The 17938-nt window shown below is 73.2% G+C and carries 16 protein-coding genes; 3 read left to right on the top strand and 13 right to left on the bottom strand.

The features are described 5' to 3' along the window. Positions 1–98: 98 nt before the first annotated feature. From TR48_RS38985 to TR48_RS38990, 3 genes are all read right to left on the bottom strand, one after another. Positions 99–1127 carry an aminoglycoside phosphotransferase family protein gene (locus tag TR48_RS38985; RefSeq protein ID WP_052442774.1) on the bottom strand — a complete coding sequence of 343 codons (1029 nt, stop codon included), beginning with the start codon at positions 1125–1127 and terminating at the stop codon, positions 99–101. Between the two features lie 147 nt (positions 1128–1274). Continuing rightward, positions 1275–1979, bottom strand: a complete 705-nt coding sequence (locus TR48_RS18895; RefSeq protein ID WP_042368761.1) for an HAD family hydrolase — start codon at positions 1977–1979, stop codon at positions 1275–1277. Then, positions 1976–2803 carry a GntR family transcriptional regulator gene (locus TR48_RS38990; protein WP_052442776.1) on the bottom strand — a complete coding sequence of 276 codons (828 nt, stop codon included), beginning with the start codon at positions 2801–2803 and terminating at the stop codon, positions 1976–1978. The genes TR48_RS18895 and TR48_RS38990 overlap by 4 nt, the downstream gene beginning before the upstream one ends. 255 nt (positions 2804–3058) lie before the next feature. Between TR48_RS38990 and TR48_RS18905 the strand changes: the two genes are divergently transcribed. Beyond that, on the top strand, positions 3059–3259 hold the full coding sequence (locus TR48_RS18905) for a hypothetical protein (RefSeq protein WP_042368763.1): 201 nt from the start codon (positions 3059–3061) through the stop codon (positions 3257–3259). Here the strand turns inward: TR48_RS18905 and TR48_RS18910 are convergent. Continuing rightward, the gene (locus TR48_RS18910; protein ID WP_042368765.1) at positions 3246–4487 is read right to left on the bottom strand and encodes a cytochrome P450 family protein; all 1242 of its coding nucleotides are present in this window, start codon (positions 4485–4487) and stop codon (positions 3246–3248) included. The genes TR48_RS18905 and TR48_RS18910 overlap by 14 nt on opposite strands. A gap of 144 nt (positions 4488–4631) precedes the next feature. On the opposite strand from TR48_RS18910, the gene TR48_RS18915 reads away from it, so the two are divergent. Then, a complete protein-coding gene (locus tag TR48_RS18915; protein WP_042368768.1) occupies positions 4632–5426 on the top strand; it encodes an SDR family oxidoreductase in 795 nt (264 codons plus the stop codon). 142 nt (positions 5427–5568) lie between these two features. Next, on the top strand, positions 5569–5982 hold the full coding sequence (locus TR48_RS18920; protein WP_161789859.1) for an alpha/beta fold hydrolase: 414 nt from the start codon (positions 5569–5571) through the stop codon (positions 5980–5982). Here TR48_RS18920 and TR48_RS18925 read toward each other — a convergent pair. The 9 genes from TR48_RS18925 to TR48_RS46600 all read right to left on the bottom strand — a co-directional run bounded on the left by TR48_RS18925 (position 5877) and on the right by TR48_RS46600 (position 17119). After that, the gene (locus tag TR48_RS18925) at positions 5877–6878 is read right to left on the bottom strand and encodes an LLM class F420-dependent oxidoreductase (protein WP_042368771.1); all 1002 of its coding nucleotides are present in this window, start codon (positions 6876–6878) and stop codon (positions 5877–5879) included. The two genes, TR48_RS18920 and TR48_RS18925, sit on opposite strands and share 106 nt — an antisense overlap. A 124-nt stretch (positions 6879–7002) precedes the next feature. Next, positions 7003–7704 (bottom strand): endonuclease V, encoded by a 702-nt coding sequence (locus tag TR48_RS18930; RefSeq protein WP_042368773.1) that lies wholly within the window; start codon positions 7702–7704, stop codon positions 7003–7005. Beyond that, positions 7704–8687, bottom strand: a complete 984-nt coding sequence (locus TR48_RS18935; RefSeq protein WP_042368820.1) for a nucleoside triphosphate pyrophosphohydrolase — start codon at positions 8685–8687, stop codon at positions 7704–7706. The genes TR48_RS18930 and TR48_RS18935 overlap by 1 nt, the downstream gene beginning before the upstream one ends. A gap of 142 nt (positions 8688–8829) precedes the next feature. Further along, complete coding sequence (locus TR48_RS18940; protein ID WP_042368775.1) at positions 8830–9471, bottom strand: SurA N-terminal domain-containing protein; 642 nt, start codon at positions 9469–9471, stop codon at positions 8830–8832. Positions 9472–9611: 140 nt separating this feature from the next. Beyond that, entirely contained in the window at positions 9612–10628 is a 1017-nt protein-coding gene (locus TR48_RS18945) for a DMT family protein (protein ID WP_063771014.1), read from the bottom strand. 138 nt (positions 10629–10766) lie between these two features. Continuing rightward, complete coding sequence (locus TR48_RS43370; protein WP_161789860.1) at positions 10767–10943, bottom strand: hypothetical protein; 177 nt, start codon at positions 10941–10943, stop codon at positions 10767–10769. Positions 10944–11156: 213 nt separating this feature from the next. Beyond that, positions 11157–14723: a transcription-repair coupling factor gene (gene mfd / locus TR48_RS18950; RefSeq protein ID WP_042368776.1), complete on the bottom strand. Its 3567-nt coding sequence runs from the start codon at positions 14721–14723 to the stop codon at positions 11157–11159. A gap of 153 nt (positions 14724–14876) precedes the next feature. Continuing rightward, entirely contained in the window at positions 14877–15995 is a 1119-nt protein-coding gene (locus TR48_RS18955) for a hypothetical protein (protein ID WP_042368778.1), read from the bottom strand. A gap of 134 nt (positions 15996–16129) precedes the next feature. Then, positions 16130–17119, bottom strand: coding sequence for an SUKH-4 family immunity protein (locus tag TR48_RS46600; RefSeq protein WP_369405590.1), 990 nt, complete (start codon positions 17117–17119; stop codon positions 16130–16132). Between the last annotated feature and the right edge of the window lie 819 nt (positions 17120–17938).

Genomic DNA, 17938 nt, shown 5'->3' on the forward strand with positions numbered 1-17938 from the left:
CGATATCGGGGCACGATCGGCTGTGAGCTCCGTTACGGCGCGGGGAAGGCCAAGCGGCTATGTCCCCCGCGGTGAGCAGGCGTTTCTGACGGGGCGTCCTATCCGCGCGCCGGGACGCGCCGGCGTGCGCCACGCCATTCCGTGAGCGCCTCGCGCACCTGCGCGTCGGTCAGGACGGCCCGCACCCCGATCCAGGGCAGTGCCCGGCCGACGATCTCGGCGAGCCGTTCACAGGCGGCCTTCTCCCCCAGCACCTCGAACTGCTCGCAGGTCCGCACGACGTCGACATAGACGGACCTCACGCGCTGGAATCCGACGTACCAACGCAGGTCGGCTTCCAGGCCCTTGACGGCCTCGGGAACGACGTCGCGGACCGCGCGCCGCCAGATCTCCCGCACCCTGCGGCGCTCCACCTCGTTGCGATAGCCGAAACGCTCCAGATGCATCGCCAGATCGTGGAGCGGGTCGCCCACCATGGCCAGTTCCCAGTCGATCAACCTGGGCTTTCCGTCCTCGGCGGAGACGATGATGTTGCCGGCGTGGAGATCACCGTGGAGCAGCAGGAACGGACGGGACGTCAGCCGCGGGACCCGATCGGCGAACCGCTGCAACGCGTCGTCGGGGAACGAGAGCCCGCGCAGCAGCGTGCCGTAGTCGCGCAGCACGGCGGGAGCCATCTCCTCCCGGGCGTAGCGCACCTGCTCCCGGAGGAAGCCCTGGCTGTCGCCGTCCTCGGGCCAGTCCGACGGACGGGTCGGCAGCTGGTCCACCGGAACGGCCGCCAGCTCCGCGAAGAAGGCGGACAGCCAGGCGTGGATCCGCTCCTCCGGAAGACCACCGCGCAGCCGACGGTCCGCCAGGGACTCGCCCGGCGTGAACGTGAAGGAGTTCAGCGGGCCCTGCAACACCTGAGGAGCGCCGTCCACCCGGCCTTTGAGCGACTCCAGGATCGTCCGCTCCGACCAGACCACCTGGTCGAAGCGGTACGCCTGACGACGGGGCGTCCGCAGCAGCACCGGCGTGCCGCCCAGATCGACCGCGACGTTCCGGTGCCGGAAGCCCGCCAGAGCCTCCCCGCGCCGCGCCAGCCACCAGAGCGTCAGCCCGGGGCACAGCCCGGACGCCACCGAGAGCCAGCGCTCGGCCTTGGTGGCTTGGTGGTGAGGATCCCGGCCTGGGATGGCTGCCCCCGCAGGAGGAGAAGCGTCGACGTTTGACGGCACTCTACTGCGGGAACCCGGGCCTCGCTCGACGGACGGCCCGATGTCGGCGGACTAATCGCGCCCGGGGAGAAAGACCCTGGTCAGCTCGGTCATCTCGGCCACCACCACGCGCGCGCCGAGCTCGGTCAGGCGAGCGGCGTTCGCCCGGCCCTCCGGCACGAACCCGACGAAGGCGATGCCCGCCTCCCGCGCCGCCTCGGCGTCCGCCTCCGAGTCGCCGATCAGGGCCACCCTTTCGCGGTCGTCCGCGCCCAGGTGGTGCAGGGCCCGTTCGATGCAGTCCGGGTGCGGCTTCATCCGCCACGGCTCTTTCGGATCGCGGCCGTGGATGCCTCCGGAGAAACGTTCCAGCAACCCCTCTCTCCTCAGGCAGCCGTCAATCGCGTCCCATGCGTTGTTGCTGGCCACCGCCAGCGGAATCGAGAGCCCCTCGATCAGGTCCCTCACCCCGGGGGTCAGCCGTGCTGTCGACGCGGCCTCACACTCACGCTCGGTCAGCCACTTCTCCGCCTCGGCGAGCGCCGCGCCCGCCAGGCCCCGCGTCCGGCGCAGGATCGTGTGCGCGTTCCTCTCCTGGTGCAGTCCGCTCAGGTCCGCGTCGTGGCCGCGCAGGATCCCCCGGAGGTCGTCGGCCATCCGCCCGGTGTCGTGCCCCTCGAAGAGGCGGCAGACAGGTCCGTCGAAATCGAAGAGCAAGGCGCGCACATCCGCCGCCCATGCCCAGTCGAGCGCGGATCCTGATGCGGGTGGGATCATCTGCTCAGTGTGTAGGGACGTGCCCGCCCTGACCAGACGGACTCGAACCACGCCCTGGCGGTCACCACCGGTATCTCGAAGAGCGGCGCCTCCAGCCCGAACACGTCCTGGATCTTCGTGAGTTCGCCGTCCCGGAGCGGAACGTCACGGTCCAGGAATTCGTACAGACCCTGGAGGGCGAGTCGGCCGTTGACGATGTAGAGCTTCATGACCGGCGTCAGCGGCACGACTTTGATGTCGACCGTGAAGACACCCTCCGGCTCGTCGATTCCGAGAGTCTCCAAGGTCGACTGCAGTGAGCGCACCTGGTGACGGGTGATCTCCGCCTGCCGCAGCCGTGGCGCGGGATCATCCGGATCGCCCACCACGTAGGGCACCGCCAGCTTGGCGGTCGGATCGGGGAGCAGCAGGCGCAGCCGGATCTCCCGCGGCGGCGACGCGCCCGCCAGGGCCCTCAGTCGGTCGAGCTTGGGCGCCAGACTCAGCGCCAACGTCTCCGCAGTGAAGCCGAAGTAGTCGACGGTGACCCGGGATTCGGTGAGCACCCGGTCCAGGATGTCGTCCAGCACGTCGATGGCCTGCGCCGGCTGGGACTCGCCCCCCGCGCCCACGACGACGGGAGGGGCCCCCCGACCCCCCGTGATCAGGCCCTCCCCGAGGAGTTCACGCAGCGCCTTCTGGACCGTGGACGGCGCCACGTCGTACTCGCGGGCCATCGCGCCCCGCGACGGCAGGCGCTCGCCGGGCCGCATGGCCCTGATCCGGTTCCGCAGCGTCGCTACGACCCGTTCGGTCGCCGTCTCCGCGTCCGACTCCGCGTTCATTTGCGCCACCTCCCCGCCGGTTGACTACCCGTTTTGAGCCAGTCGACAACCGTCCATCCAGAGTTGACCGTGCGTCAGTTTATTGATCAGTCAACTTCGGGACAATCCTCATAGTGGAGGTCATCTCGGTCAACTTGCGCCAACCTGACCGAGTCGACCGCTACGGGGGAAGCAGTATCCCGGCGCCAGCCGACGGTGTCTGGCACCCGTGTCTCCCCCTCCCCTGAGCCGCTGCGGGTTCCGAGGAGGACATCCATGAGGTCACTGTTCCGCCCGCCGGACACGGCCGTCGCACTCGCCGTGTTCCTTGTCGTCGAGTGGTGGGTCACCCGGCACGTCCCCGGCCTTGCCTTCGCTCTTCTGGCGGCCACGGCGCTGCTCAAGAAGCAGTACGCCCAGGGCGCGCAGCTCTGCATCACGGTGCTCGCGCTGTACTTCCTGCTCAACCGTCGCTGACGGAGAACTCCACCGGCAACTGTCTGAGCCCTCGCATGATGAGGCCGCCGCGCCAGCGCAGTTCGGCTGGGTCGGCGGCCAACGTGACGTCCGGGACGCGGCGCAGCAGGGCGGAGAGGGCGTACTGGGCTTCGAGCCGTGCCAGCGGGGCGCCGATGCAGTAGTGGACGCCGAGGCCGAAGGCGATGTGGGGGTTGTCGCGGCGGGCCAGATCCAGGGTGTCCGGGTCCGGGAAGCGGCCGGGATCGCGGTCAGCGGCGGCGAGGACGACCAGGACCGGATCGCCCGCGGCGATGTGCTGACCGCCGATGGTCAGCGGCTCGGTGGCGAAGCGCCAGGTGGCGATCTCGACCGGACCGTCGAAGCGCAGCAGCTCCTCGACCGCGGACTCCAACGCGGCGGTCTCGCCCAGGGCGAGGGACGCCTGCAGCGCCGCCCGCTGCTCGGGATGGGTGAGCAGCGCGAACATGCCGTTGCCGATGAGGTTGACCGTGGTCTCGAAGCCGGCGAACAGGAGGATGAAGGCCATCGCCGCGGCCTCGTTCTCGGTCAGGTGCTCGCCGTGGTCACTGGCCCGGATCAGGCCGGAGATCAGGTCCTCGCCGAGCTCCGCGCGCTTGCGGTGGATCAGCTCGGCCAGGTAGCCGCGCATCTTCTTCACCGCGCGGCCGACGCCGCCGCGCGGCGACTGCCCGTGATGGATCATCATCCCCGCCCAGTCGCGGAAGTCGTCCTGGTCCTCGGGCGGCACGCCCAGCAGGTCGCAGATGGCGTAGATCGGCAGCGGGAAGGCGAACTCGTGGATCAGGTCCGCGTGGCCGCGCTGCGCGAATCCGTCGATCAGCCGGTCTGTGATCTCCCGCACACGCGGCTCGAACGCGGCGACCCGGCGCGGTGTGAACGCCTTCGAGACCAGACGGCGGAGCCGGGTGTGGTCCGGCGGGTCGATGTTGAGCAGGTGCGTCATCAGGTCGGCGCTGCGCTCCCCGGGGATGCCGACGCGCCCGCTGCGGTGCGCCTGCAGGCTGTGCTTGGCCGGGTTCTTGCTCAGCCGCGTGTCCGCGAGCGCCTGGCGCGCGTCCACGTACCGCGTCACGAGCCAGGCGTCGACCCCGCTCGGCAGCGTCGTCCAGCGGACCGGCGCGTGTTCGCGCAGCCAGGCGTAGGCGGGGTAAGGATTCGCTGCGAAGTCGAACGTGAAGAGCGAAGGCGGGGAGACATCGTGCACGCCCCGACGTTAACCGTTCGGCAAGGTGGGCAGAGACACACTGTCGAACCCACCGGTAGTGAGCTTACGATCGCCCGCAGCGATCGGACCGTGCGGGGTCCGGGACGTGACGCGCGACGAAGCGCGGGAAAAGGGGTTCGGGGCATGGAGCTGAAGGGCGCTGTCGTCGTCGTCACGGGTGCGGCGGGCGGCATCGGCGCCGCGCTGGCGCGGCGGTTCGCCGCGGAGGGGGCGCGTGGCCTGCTGCTGGCCGATCTCGACGGCGGCAAGGTCGAGGACCTGGCCCAGGAGCTGGACCGTGCCGGCTGCCACACCGTCGGGGTGGCCAGCGACGTGTCCCGCGAGAGCGACGTCCGCGCGCTGGTCGACACCGCCGAGAAGCACCTCGGCCCCGTCGACCTGTTCTGCAGCAACGCGGGCATCGGCAGCGGCGCGGGCATCGACGCCCCCGACGCGGTCTGGCAGGCCAACTGGGACATCAACGTGATGGCCCACGTCTACGCCGCACGCGCGGTGCTGCCCGGCATGCTCAAGCGGGGCCACGGCTACCTGCTGAACACCGCGAGCGCGGCGGGCCTGCTGCAGATGCCCGGCGACGCCGCCTACACGGCCACCAAGCACGCGGCGGTGGCCTTCGCCGAGTGGCTGTCCGTCACCTACGGCTCCCAGGGCATCCGCGTCAGCGCGCTGTGCCCGCAGGGCGTCCACAGCGGGATGACCGCCCGCGACGACGTCCGCGCGGTCCTGACGGCCTTCGGCAAGCTGATCGAGCCGGAGGACGTCGCGGAGGCGGTGGTCCGCGGCCTCGCGGACGAGCGCTTCCTGATCCTCCCGCACGAGGAGGTCGCGACGTACGAGCAGAACCGCACTGCGGACCGCGACGCGTGGCTGACGGGCATGCGCAAGGCCGTGGCCTCCCTTCCGCAGCTGGGCGCCTGAGCCGGGGCCGGCCGACGGACGGCTCCCGCCGCCGTCCCGCCTCGCCGCCGTCCGGGTGACGACGGCGATGGAGGACGGCGGCTGTCCCCATCCGGTGACGCCGACCGGGCCGGCGGCACGCGCCGCGCAGGGCGGACCGCAGGTGGATCTGGAGACCCATGTCGCCGACCTCACCGCACTGCTGACCGAGGCGGACCTGCGCGACACGGTGCTGGTCGCCCACAGCGGCGGCATCGGCGCGGTGACCGGGGCGGCGGACCGGAGGCCGGAGCGGATCCGCCGCATGGTCCCTCTGGACAGCGGCCCGCTGCCGGACGGCGCCGCGCTGGCCGATTCGAACCCGGGCGTAGCCAAGGTGCTCGACGGATGGCGGCTGCCGATGCCGCCGTTCGAGGCGCTGGCGGAGTCGGGCGCGCGCCCGGCCGCCCTGGGCCGGGACGACGCCCCTGGTCAGCTCGGGCTGACCGCCTTCACCGCCGCGGCCAGGGCACGGGCGCCCTGGTCCGGCGTGGGCAGCAGCGCGGGGACGGGCACCGTCACGCCGTTCTCGACGTAGGCGCTGATCCGCTCGCGGCAGCGCTCCGGGGAGCCGTGCACGACCAGCGCGTCCACGACCTCGTCGGGGACCGAGGCGGCGGCGGTCTTCCGGTCGCCCGCCGCCCAGTTCTTCCAGAGCGGCTCCAGCGCATCCCCGCGCCCGAGCCACCGGTGGAACTCCGCGTAGGCGGGGACGGTCAGATAGGCCGCGATCAGCCGGCGGCCGAGGGCGCGGGCGTAGTCCACGTCCTCGGTCGGGCAGACGAAGATCCGGGCCACGACCTCCTTGCCGTGGTCCGGCCCCGCCTCGGCGTCGAAGACGCCGCGCGCGGTCCGCACGTCCTGTGGCGCCAGCCAGTTGAGGATCGTCCCGTCCGCCTCGCGAGCGGCGAGCTTCAGCATCCCCGGCCGAAGCGCCGCCAGCAGCACCGGCGGCGTGTGCGCCGGCACCCGGTCCAGCCGGAACCTGCGCACGGAGAAGGTCGTGAACTCCTCCGTCACCGGCTGCCCGGTGAACGCGGCCCGCAGGAACCGCAGCACGTCGCGGCTGCGGCGGAACGGCTCCTCGAACGCGATGCCGTTCCAGTCGTGGACGATGACTGGCGAGGACGCCCCGATGCCCAGTTGGAAGCGTCCCGGCGCGGCCTCCGCCAGCGCGGCGGCCTGCATCGCCAGCAGCGCCGGGCCGCGCGTGTGCACGGGGACGATCGCGGTCCCGAGCCGCAACTGCGGCGCCCAGACGGAGGCCAGGGCCAGCGGTGTGAACGCGTCCGCGCCGGCGGTCTCCATCGACCACAGATCGGTGAAGCCGAGATCCGGCAGCGACTCCACGAGCGCGCGCTGCGCGGCCAGCGGAATGCCGTCGAGGGGGAAGGTGAGGCCCCAGCGGGCCGGGGCGGTGGGGGTGGGCGTCATGGGCCGATGCCACCATGCCGCCGACGAACGGACAAGAGGCGAGGCGTGTGACGAACCCCCGCTCGACGGAACCGCGGGCGGGGGGTCGCCGCCCCGCCCGTCACTCCGCCCGTCACCCCGCTGATCACCCCGTCGCCTGTCCCGCCGCTGCCACCGCGTCGCGGCAGAGTCGGTCGGCCAGGCGGGTCGTCTCCGGGAGACGGAAGCGGGGCGCGGCGTCCAGCACCACGCGCGTCGCGTCGTCGAGGTCGATCAGGTGGCCGACCGAGACCGTCACCGGCTTGACGCCGGTCTGCGTGCGCAGGACCCGGGCGACGAGCTCGCCCCCGTCATGGACGTCGGATGTCGCGCCCCGCTCCGTCTCCGGCTCGGTCCACTGCCCCAGCAGCGGCGTCTTGGCGACGCCGAGCGTCGGCACGCCCGTCAGCACGCCGAGGTGGCAGGCGAGACCGAAGCGGCGCGGATGGGCCAGCCCCTGGCCGTCGCAGAGCAGCACGTCGGGGACGGTGGCGAGCCCTTCCAGCGCGCGGACCAGCACGGGGAGCTCGCGGAACGCGAACAGCCCGGGAACGTAAGGGAATCCCGCCATGCCGACCGCCGTCGCCCGCTCGACCGGTTCGAGCGTCGCCGCGTCCAGCACGACGACGGCCGCCGCCACCCTGTCGTCCGGCGCGCCGTGCGCGCCGACGTAGGCCACGTCGAGCCCGGCGATCAGACGCGGCGGGCGCGGCAGCGGGACGGCGCGGACCAGCGGGCGCAGTTCCTCCTGCACGGCCAGCGCCTCGGCCTCCGTCGCGGGCCACGGGTGCTCGCGCTGGAGCCGCATCAGTCCGCCTGACCCGACTCCGCCGCGCGGATCGCGTCACGGTACCTCCGCGCTGCCGCGCGCAGCGCGGCCTCCGGGTCCACCCCGGCGTCCTGCGCCTCCGCGGCCAGACGCAGGAGGCGCGCGCCGAAATCCGCCTCGGCCGCGTCCGCGTCCGGCAGGGCGTCCGGCACCCCCGCCTTCCGCGCGCGGGAGTGGAGCTTGGCGGCGAGGGCCAGCGCCGGCTGGCCGAGCGGGACGCCGTCGGTGGCGGACTCGCGCTGCTTCTCCGCCGCCTTCAGCTCCTCCCAGTTGGCCTCGACCTGCTCGGCCGTGTCGGCGTCCCGGTCACCGAAGACATGCGGGTGACGGTAGATCAGCTTGTCCACGATGGCCCCGGCGACATCGTCGATCGAGAACGGGTCGGTGTCGTGCTCCTGTGCGATGCGGGAGTGGAAGAAGACCTGGAGCAGCACGTCGCCCAGCTCCTCGCGCAGGGTCGCCCGGTCTTCCTCCTCGATCGCCTCGACCAGCTCGAAGGACTCCTCGACCAGGTACTTCACCAGCGACTCGTGGGTCTGCTTCGCGTCCCAGGGGCAGCCACCGGGCGAGCGGAGCCGGTCCATCACGGTGACCAGGTCGAGCAGCCGGGCGCCCGGGAGGTCGTAGGAGCCTGGCAGCAGCTCGAGCTCCGGCACGACCACGCCGGGGGTCTCCGCGCCCTCGACCGCGAAGCGCGCCAGGGCGTCGGTGAGCCCCGGGTCACCGTCCGGGCCGACCAGCCAGACCACGACGGCGTCCGACGCCGCCTCGGCGAGCGTGCGCGCACGGGCGTAGGACGGGACGTCCAGCACCTCCGCCGTGATCCCGCTCTGGGCGAGCGGCGCGAGCAGCGGGTGCGCCGGGTCCCCGGCCAGGACCCGGTCGGCGGTGTGCAGCGTCCGCCAGGCGGGACCGGAGAGCAGGCCGGGGGCGACCCGGTGCGTGGTGCTCAGCAGCACCAGCCGGCCGGGACCGGCGGGGGCTTCGGCGTGCTGTGGATCGCCGGCGCCGGGCTGTGCGTCGCCGGCCTGCGCATCGCCGGGCTGGGGTTCACTGGGCTGGGGTTCACTGGGCCGTGCATCGCGTTGGGACACACAGGGAAACCTACCCCGCGTTGTCCTGCGACACCGGCTTGATCCACGGCTGGGCGCTGTCGCCCAGGGTCAGCTTGGTCGTGTCCCAGCTGCCGTAGCGCGGGTTGACGGAGATCCTCAAATCCGCCGCGACCGGCTGCAGCAGCCCGGTCAGCTTGGCGCTGTCCCCGCCGACGCTGCCCAGCAGCGCCTTGACCCCCGCCTGCCAGCGGAAGTAGGACTCGAGGTCCTCCGGCGGCAGGCCGACCTGGTTGACGAACTCGGCCGTCAGCTGGGTCTGGCTGCCGGCGCTCTTCAGGAACGGCGCCTCGACCGCGGCGACGTCCGTCGCCGAGACGCTCAGGCCCTTCTGGTCCAGTGCCGACTGGACCACCTGCTCCTGGATGAGGAAGCCGAGCACGTTGGCCGGCATGCCCGCGGAGTCCTGGCCGAACGTCCTGCTGGAGCCGCTGCCGCTGCCCTGCGCGGGCGCGGCGTCGCGGAACGAGGACACCTGGTTCTCGACGGTGGCGACGCTGATCCGCTGGCCGCCGACGACCGCCGCCGCGCCGGTGTGAACCGTCCCCGCGTTCCCGCTCCCGGAACAGGCGGAGAGCCCCGGCGTGGCGATGGTGGCGATCAACGCGAAAAGGGCGGTGCGGGTGCGGTTCACGGGGCCTCCTGCGACTGACGGTCCGTCCGATGCGTCCGGTGCGTGTGCCGCAGATCACGGTCCCACGCGGGCGTCGCCCACACCAGAGGGCACGCCAGGAGCACGGGTTCACCCCACCCGGGCGCCGGATCAGAGCCGGATCAGTGCCGCTGGCCCTCCCGCGCCTCGTCGGCAGCGGTCATCTCGTCGGCGGCGGCCGGGTCGGGCGTGACCACGGCGGCCCCGGTGGTCCCGGCGGTCCCGGTCCCGGCGGTCCCCGTCCCAGCGGTCCCTGTCCCAGCGGCCTCGCCGCCTTCCCCGCCGCCGGCTCCGTGCGCCTCCGCCGGGGCGACCTCCCCGAAGCGGGCCAGGGCGAGCGCCCCGGCCACCGCGATCGCGAAGCCGAGCAGCGCCAGCCAGAGCAGCCCCGGTCGGGTGCGGTCCCCAAGCAGGATCACGCCGAGCACCGCGGGCAGCGCCGTCTCGCCGAGCACCATCGCCGCCGTCGCGGTCGTCACCTTGCCGCCGCGCACGCCCTCGGTCATGAAGACGAACGCCACCGCGCCCCCGCCGAGCAGCGCGTAGGTGGCCGGCTCCTTCAGCAGCGGCATCAGGTCCGTGCCGTGCACGGCCGGCAGCAGACGGACGGACAGCCCGACGACGCCGAAGCCGAGGCCGCACAGCGTCCCCATCACTGCGGCGCGGGCGGGCTCCGTCAGCCGCCAGGCCAGTGCGCCGGCGGCCGCGATCAGCACGACGGCGACCAGCATGATCCAGTGCAGCGCCATGCCGGGGTGCTTGTCACCCTCCTTGCCCGCGGTCGCCCCCAGCAGCGCGAGCCCGAGACAGACACCGGCGACGCCGGCCCATTCGGCCCTCCCGAGCCGCAGCCGCAGCACGGCCGCCCCGAGCACCGCCGTCACCGCGAGCGCCCCCGCGAGCGCGGCCTGCACGACGTAGAGCGGCAGCGACCGGAGTGCGATGAGCTGGGCCACGAAGCCCAGCAGGTCCAGCGCCAGCCCGCAGATGAACGGCACGTTGACCATCGCCCGGACCGTCCCGAGCAGTCCGCCGCTCGAGCCGGCCGGCGAGTGGGCCTGGGCGCCGAGCGCCTGCAGCACCATGGCCGAACCGAAGCAGAGCGCGGCCACCAGGGCCATGACGAGTCCGAGGAACATGCTTCGAGCCTATCGGTCCCTTTTGCGCGGCGGGGACCACGAGCAGCGGAGGACCCGGGCCCGAACCGGTTGCCCGAACCGGTTGGGGCCCGATCGCGACGGGAAGGGACGGCCGGCTCGACCGCGACGAAACCGGGTTCACAGCCGGGACCGCGTCCCGCGGATCTCCTCTGTGAACGGGTGTCCCCGCCCGTGCGGCTGCTCGGCCGGCGGCAGCAGCGCGGACAGGGCCTCGCCGACTCCGGCGCGGTGGCCGAGCGCGAGGCGCATCTGGGCCTCGCGGCGGCGGATCTCCCGGCCCTGCCGCAGGTTCATCCCGCGTACGGGTTCTCCACGTGGCGAGGACCGCCGCTACTCCCTCGGGCCAGGGCGAGCAGGGCCGCAGGAACGGGCGTGTGGGGTGGAACTGCGCGGCCGGGCGCGCCCGTCGTCGCGCTCGACGGCAGCAGCGCGACCAGCTCACGGTCTGAACCGTCCAGGGGCGCGGAGCTCGGTCGACACGCGGCTCCGCGCCCCTGGGTCGCGCACCTAACTGAACATCGCCGACAGGAACTCCACGCACCAGCTCAGCAGTTCACGCCCCACTACCGGCTTGCCGCCGATCCGCGCGGTCGCCGGCCTCGGGACGAGGACCAGCTTCGTCGCCGGCTTCACCTGGCTACGCGGGTACAGGCGGTTCAGCCGCAGCTCCTGCGACTCCCGCAGCTCCATCGGTCCGAAGCGGATGAACTGCCCCTGCAGGGTGATGTCGGAGATCCCGCAGCGGCGCGCGAACAGCCGCAGTCCGGCGACCATCAGCAGGTTCTCCACCGGGTCGGGCAGCTTGCCGTAGCGATCGGTCAGCTCGGCGCGGACCTGGGCGATGTCGTCCTCGGAGTTCACGGCCGCGATCGACCGGTACGCCTGCAGGCGCAGCCGCTCGCCGGGGGCGTAGTCGTGCGGGACGTGCGCGTCGACCGGCAGCTCGATCTTGACCTCGAGAGGCTCCTCCTCAGGAGCGGCGCCGCCGCTCTCCAGCATCTCGCGGAACTCGGCGACCGCCTCGCCGACCATGCGCATGTAGAGGTCGAAGCCGACGCCCGCGATGTGGCCGGACTGCTCGCCGCCGAGCAGGTTGCCCGCGCCGCGGATCTCCAGGTCCTTCATCGCGACGTACATGCCCGCGCCCATCTCGGTGTGCTGGGCGATGGTCGCCAGCCGCTCGTGCGCGGTCTCGGTCAGCGGCTTCTCCGGCGGGTACAGCATGTACGCGTAGCCGCGTTCACGGCCACGGCCGACACGTCCGCGCAGCTGGTGCAGCTGGGAGAGGCCGAAGGTGTCGCCGCGCTCGACGATGAGCGTGTTGGCGTTGGAGATGTCGATGCCCGACTCCACGATCGTCGTGGAGACCAGGACGTCGAACTCCTTCTCCCAGAAATCGACGACGACCTTCTCCAACTGCTGCTCGCCCATCTGCCCGTGCGCGGTGGCCACACGCGCCTCGGGGACCAGCTCCTTCAGCTTGGCCGCGGCCTTGTCGATCGACTCGACCCGGTTGTGGATGTAGAAGACCTGGCCCTCGCGCAGCAGTTCGCGCCGGATCGCGGCGGCGATCTGCTTCTCCTCGTAGGGGCCGACGAAGGTCAGCACCGGGTGCCGCTCCTCCGGCGGGGTGGTGATCGTCGACATCTCGCGGATGCCGGTGACCGCCATCTCCAGGGTGCGCGGGATCGGCGTGGCGGACATGGTCAGCACGTCCACGTTGGCGCGCAGCTTCTTCAGCTGCTCCTTGTGCTCGACGCCGAACCGCTGCTCCTCGTCGACGATGACGAGCCCGAGGTCCTTGAACTTCGTCTCGTTGGAGAAGAGCCGGTGCGTGCCGATGACCACGTCGACGCTGCCCTCGCGCAGGCCCTCCAGCACGGCCTTCGCCTCGGAGTCCGTCTGGAACCGGGACAGCGGCTTCACCACCACGGGGAAGTTGGCGTAGCGCTCGGCGAAGGTCGAGAAGTGCTGCTGCACCAGCAGCGTCGTCGGCACCAGCACGGCCACCTGCTTGCCGTCCTGCACGGCCTTGAAGGCCGCCCGCACCGCGATCTCGGTCTTGCCGTAGCCGACGTCGCCGCAGATCAGCCGGTCCATCGGGACCGACTTCTCCATGTCCTCCTTGACCTCGGCGATGGTCGAGAGCTGGTCCGGCGTCTCCGCGTAGGGGAAGGCGTCCTCCAACTCGCGCTGCCACGGGGTGTCCGCGCCGAAGGCGTGGCCGGGCGAGGCCATGCGCGCCGAGTAGAGCTTGATCAGGTCGGCGGCGATCTCCTTGACCGCCTTCTTCGCGCGCGCCTTGGTCTTGGTCCAGTCGGCCCCGCCGAGCCGGTGCAGCGTCGGGGCCTCGCCGCCGACGTACTTGGTGACCTGCTCGAGCTGGTCGGTCGGCACGAAGAGCCGGTCGCCGGGCTGACCGCGCTTGGCCGGCGCGTACTCCAGCACCAGGTACTCGCGGGTGGCGCCCTGGACGGTGCGCTGCACCATCTCGATGTAGCGGCCGACGCCGTGCGCCTCGTGGACGACGTAGTCGCCCGCCTTCAGCGCCAGCGGGTCGATGGCGTTGCGGCGCCGCGAGGGCATCCGGCGCATGTCCTTGGTGGAGGACCTCTGGCCGGACAGGTCCGTCTCGGTGATCACGCAGAGCTTGAGGCCCTCGTGCACGAGCCCGTTCTCGATCGCGCCGCAGGCCACGTGGATCACGTCCGCGTCGGGCGCGGTCGTCAGGTCCGGGGTGAGCCGGGCGCCGATGCCTTCGCCGCCGAGCATCTCAGCGATGCGGGAGGCCGGGCCCTGCCCCTCCGTCACCAGCACGACACGCCATCCCTCGGCGAGGCGTCCCTTGGCGTCGGCGATCGCCCGGGCCGTGTCGCCGCGGTAGGCCTCGACGGGGTGCATCCCCAGGTGCAGCACGTCCGGCCCGGTCGCCCCCTCCTCGTCGGCGGCGAACGGGCTGACGGACCACCAGGGCAGACTGATCTCGGCGGCGTGCTCGCGGACGTCGGCGAGCGACCAGAGGGAGGCCGCGCCCACGTCCAAGGGCGCCTTGCCGCCGGAGGCAGCCGCGACCCACGACGCCTGCAGGAACTCGGCGCTGGTGGCGACCAGGTCGGCGGCGCGGGTGCGCACGCGCTCCGGATCGCAGACCACGGCGACGCTGCCCGGCGGCAGGACGTCCATCAGCAGTTCCATGTCGTCGACCAGGACCGGCGCGAGGGACTCCATGCCCTCGACCGCGATGCCCTGGGCGATCTTGTCCAGGATCTCGCTCAGCTCCGGGTGCTCCTCCGCCAGCTCGGCGGCGCGGCCCCGGACCTCGTCGGTCAGCAGCAGCTCCCGGCAGGGCGGCGCCCACAGGCCGTGCTGCGCGATCTCCAGCGAGCGCTGGTCGGCGACCTTGAAGTAGCGGATCTCCTCGACCTCGTCGCCCCAGAACTCCACCCGCAGCGGGTGCTCCTCGGTGGGCGGGAAGACGTCCAGGATCCCGCCGCGCACGGCGAACTCGCCACGCTTCTCCACCAGCTCCACGCGCTGGTACGCGGCCGCGGCGAGCCGCTCGACGATGTCGTCGAGGTCGACGTCCTGCCGCTGCCGCAGGCTCACCGGCTCCAGCTCGGCCAGGCCCTTGACCTGCGGCTGCAGCACGCTGCGCACCGGCGCGACGACCACCTGGAGCGGCCCCGCCGCCGGGTCGTCGGCGCTCGGGTGCGCGATGCGGCGCAGCACCGCGATGCGGCGGCCGACGGTGTCCGAGCGCGGGGAGAGCCGCTCGTGCGGGAGTGTCTCCCAGGCGGGGAACTCGGCGACGCTGTCGGGCGGCAGCAGGGACGCGAGGGCGGCTGCGAGATCCTCCGCCTCACGGCCGGTGGCCGTGACGGCGAGGACGGGACGCCCGCGCTCCCCCTTCGCCTTCTGTGCGAGGGCGCGCGCCAGCGCGGCGATCGCGAACGGCCGGGCGGCCGGCGGACCGACCAGATCCAGGTGCCGCCGATCCCCGGCGAGTGCGGCTTCCCCGGCCTCGGCGAGCGCCGGGTCGGAGGCGACGATGTCGAGCAGGCCGGTCAGGCTCATCTACTTCTCTCAGCCAGAGGCAACGCGAAACACCCGGACTGCGAGGCAACCCGGGGGTCTCCAGCGTACGCCGACGGCAGGACGGACGCGCCTCGCCAGGTCGTCGTCGGTCAACCAATCGTCCAATCGTCGGGACGGCGCCGGTGCCGGGACTCAGCCGTGCCCGTCCGCCGCGTTGTCCACAGCCTGGGGAAGAACGGGGAGCTCCGAGGTCGCCGCCTCGCTGTCGGGCGCGGCGTCGGCCGGGGTCGGCGTTCCCTCGGTCGGCCCTGCCTCCGCGTCGTCCTCCGCGTGGGCTTCCGCGTGGGCTTCCGCGCCGGCTTCCGCCGCCTCGGGTTCGGGGGCGCCGACGACGGCGCCGGTCAGCGCGGCGAGGGTCTCGCGGATGTGGTCCAGCTGGGACTGGATGTGCTCGCGGCGCTGGGCGAACGTGGCCTGCTCGCGCTCCGTCTGCTCGACGATCCGTGCGGCCTCCCGCCTCGCCGCCTCGACCAGGCGTTCCGCCTGGGTCGCCGCGTCGGCGTCGGTCTCGTCCGACTTGGCCTGCATCGCCTTGAGATGCCGCTCGCTCTCGGAGACCTTGCGCTCGCCGATCGCGACCACCTGCTCCTCCCAGGCCACGACCTTCGCGTCGTGCTCGGCGAACTCCTGGTCCACCGTCCGCTGCTGGCCGGCCAGCCAGGCGTGGGCGTCGCGGGAGGCCTGGTCGGCGCGGGCGTGGACCTCCTCGGCGTAGGCGGCGGCGGACTCGCGGGCCAGCCGGGCGTCGCGGTCGGCCTCGCCGCGCAGGCTCTCGGCCTGGTTGCGGGCGCGGTCGAGCTCGCGGCGGTGGGACTCCTCCGCGGCCGCGCGCTGCTGACCGGCGTACTGGGCCGCGGCGGCACGCAGTCGGCGGGCCTCGTCGCGGGCCTCTTGGTCGAGCCGCGCGCAGTCCGCGCCCGCGCCCTCGCGGACCGCCTCGGCCTCCTCCTCGGCCGTGACCAGCAGGCCGGCCGCGCGTGGGCTCAGCACCTCGAAATCCGGAACCGTCGCCTCCGCCAGGGCCTGGGTGGCCTGGAGGTCCATCAGCTGCCGCTCCAGTTCGCGCATGCCGTCGCCGAGCGCGGCCAGGCGCTGCCAGGCCTCGTCGCGGTCGGCGGTGAGGTGCGCGAGGGCCTGCTCGACCTGGTCGACGTCGTAACCCTTGCGGGCGAGGGGGAAGTCGCCGGTGCCGGGCGTGGGAGTGGTCGGATTGCTCATGTTCTGCTGCCGCTCCTCCGCGTTGCCGGACATGCTCGGTGATCGTCCTATTTTGCGCAGATTAGTGCTTCTTAGGACGGTACCGACACAGCAGACGAAACGGCAGAGAGGACCGGCCTCCGGGCCGGTCCCCTCTGCTCACATCCAGTCCCACGCGCCACGTGGCGCTACAGCAGGCCGTCCCAGAACTGCTCCAGGACCACGGCCCACCAGTTCTCCGGCGAGGACAGCGCCGCCGGGTCGATGGCGTTGACCTCGTTCTGGAAGTCGGTCGTCCAGCGGCCCGCCTGCTCCTGGGTCAGGCCGTAGCGGAAGCGCCACAGGCGCCCGAGCACCGCGAGGCAGCGGACCAACTGCGGCAGGCCGGAGTTCACGAAGCGCGGCTGCGCCCCCTCCGGACCGGCCGGCTGGCCGGGCGTGCCGAGGTCGACCGCGACGATCGCGTTCGTGCCGTACTGGACGCAGAGCTGCCGCCCGTAGTCGTTGCCGACGACGAGGTAGGTGCCCGCGTCCGGACCGGCGGCCAGCCCGCGCTCCGCGGCCAGCTCGGCCAGCGTCGGGATCGGCCGACCAGGCTGGGCCTGGGCCCAGAAGAACGGGCCGAAGTCACGCGGCAGCCCGGCCCAGGTCAGCGTCGACTGGACCTCCGGCGGCACACCCGCCCGGGAGACCGCCTGCTGCTCGAAGCGGAACAGGTTCTGGTCGCCGAACGCCGCCTGAAGCTCCTGGGCGAGCGCCTGCGGCGGCGGCACCGGGGCCGGCTGCGCGGCGGGCGCCAGCGGTGCCCGCGAGGACGCGATCGGCGCCGGGCCGGCGGCGTGGGTGTGCAGCTCGCGCAGGTGCTCCAGCAGATGGTCGACCCCGCGCCGACGCGCCGCGGCCTCCCGTCCGTAAGGGGCGGTGTGCGTGATCCGCACGTTCGGCCAGGCCTCCTTGACCATCCGCGCGCAGTACCCCGCGGGCAGGTCGCAGCACTCCAGCTCGGTGTGCAGCTCCAGCACCTGCTCCGGCGGCACGTTCAGGCGGCGCACCTCCTGCAGGATCTGCCACTCCGGGTGCGGCTGCCCGAGCGCGGAGCGCTGGATCACCTGCTGCTCCGAACCGTCCGGGCCCCGGTACCGCAGCACGGCCATGTAGCCGGGCCCGACCGTCGGCACGCCGGGAGCGGCCGCGCCGACCGGCCCCCCGGGCTGGACGGGAGCGGACTGACCGCCGAGCGACGCACCGGGCGGAGGCGGCGGCACCCCGGGGCCACCCGTCGGCGCACCCGGAGGCGGCGGAGGCGGCATGCCCGGACCACCGAGCGAGGCACCCGGCGGCGGGGGCGGCATGCCCGGACCACCGAGCGAACCGGGCGGAGGCGGAGGCACACCAGGGCCACCCAGCGGCGCACCCGGAGGCGGCGGAGGCATACCAGGGCCACCGAGCGAACCGGGCGGCGGCATTCCGGGACCACCCAGCGGTGCGCCCGGCGCACCGGGCACACCCGGACGACCGGGGCCGCTCGCCGGAGTGGCGAACATCGTCGGCGCGAAGTCCAGGCCCTCGGGCTGCGGGCCGCCCATGACACCGGGCGGGGGCGGGGGCACAGGGCCACCGAGCGGAGCGCCCGGAGGCGGAGGAGGCATCCCCGGACCACCGCCCATCGGCGCACCGGGCATCCCCGGCATCCCCGGCGGAGGCGGCGGCACGCCGGGACCACCCAGCGGCGCACCCGGAGGCGGCGGAGGCATCCCCGGACCACCACCCAGCGGCGCACCCGGCATCCCCGGCGGAGGCGGCGGCACGCCGGGACCACCCAGCGGACCACCCGGAGGCGGCGGAGGCATCCCCGGACCACCACCCAGCGGCGCACCCGGCATCCCCGGCGGGGGCGGCGGCACGCCGGGACCACCCAGCGGGCGCGCGGGCGCCTCGGGCGCGCCGGGCGCACCCGGACGGCCGGGCAGACTCCCCGGCGTCGCGAACATCGTCGG

This window comes from Streptacidiphilus neutrinimicus, assembly GCF_000787815.1.
Classification (GTDB): domain Bacteria; phylum Actinomycetota; class Actinomycetes; order Streptomycetales; family Streptomycetaceae; genus Streptacidiphilus; species Streptacidiphilus neutrinimicus.

Bases quoted from the DNA above. Each gene is read 5' to 3' on its own strand.
- TR48_RS18895 (WP_042368761.1), bottom strand. From the start codon at position 1,979: ATGATCCCACCCGCATCAGGATCCGCGCTCGACTGGGCATGGGCGGCG.
- TR48_RS38990 (WP_052442776.1), bottom strand. From the start codon at position 2,803: ATGAACGCGGAGTCGGACGCGGAGACGGCGACCGAACGGGTCGTAGCG.
- TR48_RS18905 (WP_042368763.1), top strand. From the start codon at position 3,059: ATGAGGTCACTGTTCCGCCCGCCGGACACGGCCGTCGCACTCGCCGTG.
- TR48_RS18915 (WP_042368768.1), top strand. From the start codon at position 4,632: ATGGAGCTGAAGGGCGCTGTCGTCGTCGTCACGGGTGCGGCGGGCGGC.
- TR48_RS18925 (WP_042368771.1), bottom strand. From the start codon at position 6,878: ATGACGCCCACCCCCACCGCCCCGGCCCGCTGGGGCCTCACCTTCCCC.
- TR48_RS18930 (WP_042368773.1), bottom strand. From the start codon at position 7,704: ATGCGGCTCCAGCGCGAGCACCCGTGGCCCGCGACGGAGGCCGAGGCG.
- TR48_RS18945 (WP_063771014.1), bottom strand. From the start codon at position 10,628: ATGTTCCTCGGACTCGTCATGGCCCTGGTGGCCGCGCTCTGCTTCGGT.
- TR48_RS43370 (WP_161789860.1), bottom strand. From the start codon at position 10,943: ATGAACCTGCGGCAGGGCCGGGAGATCCGCCGCCGCGAGGCCCAGATG.
- mfd (WP_042368776.1), bottom strand. From the start codon at position 14,723: ATGAGCCTGACCGGCCTGCTCGACATCGTCGCCTCCGACCCGGCGCTC.
- TR48_RS18955 (WP_042368778.1), bottom strand. From the start codon at position 15,995: ATGTCCGGCAACGCGGAGGAGCGGCAGCAGAACATGAGCAATCCGACC.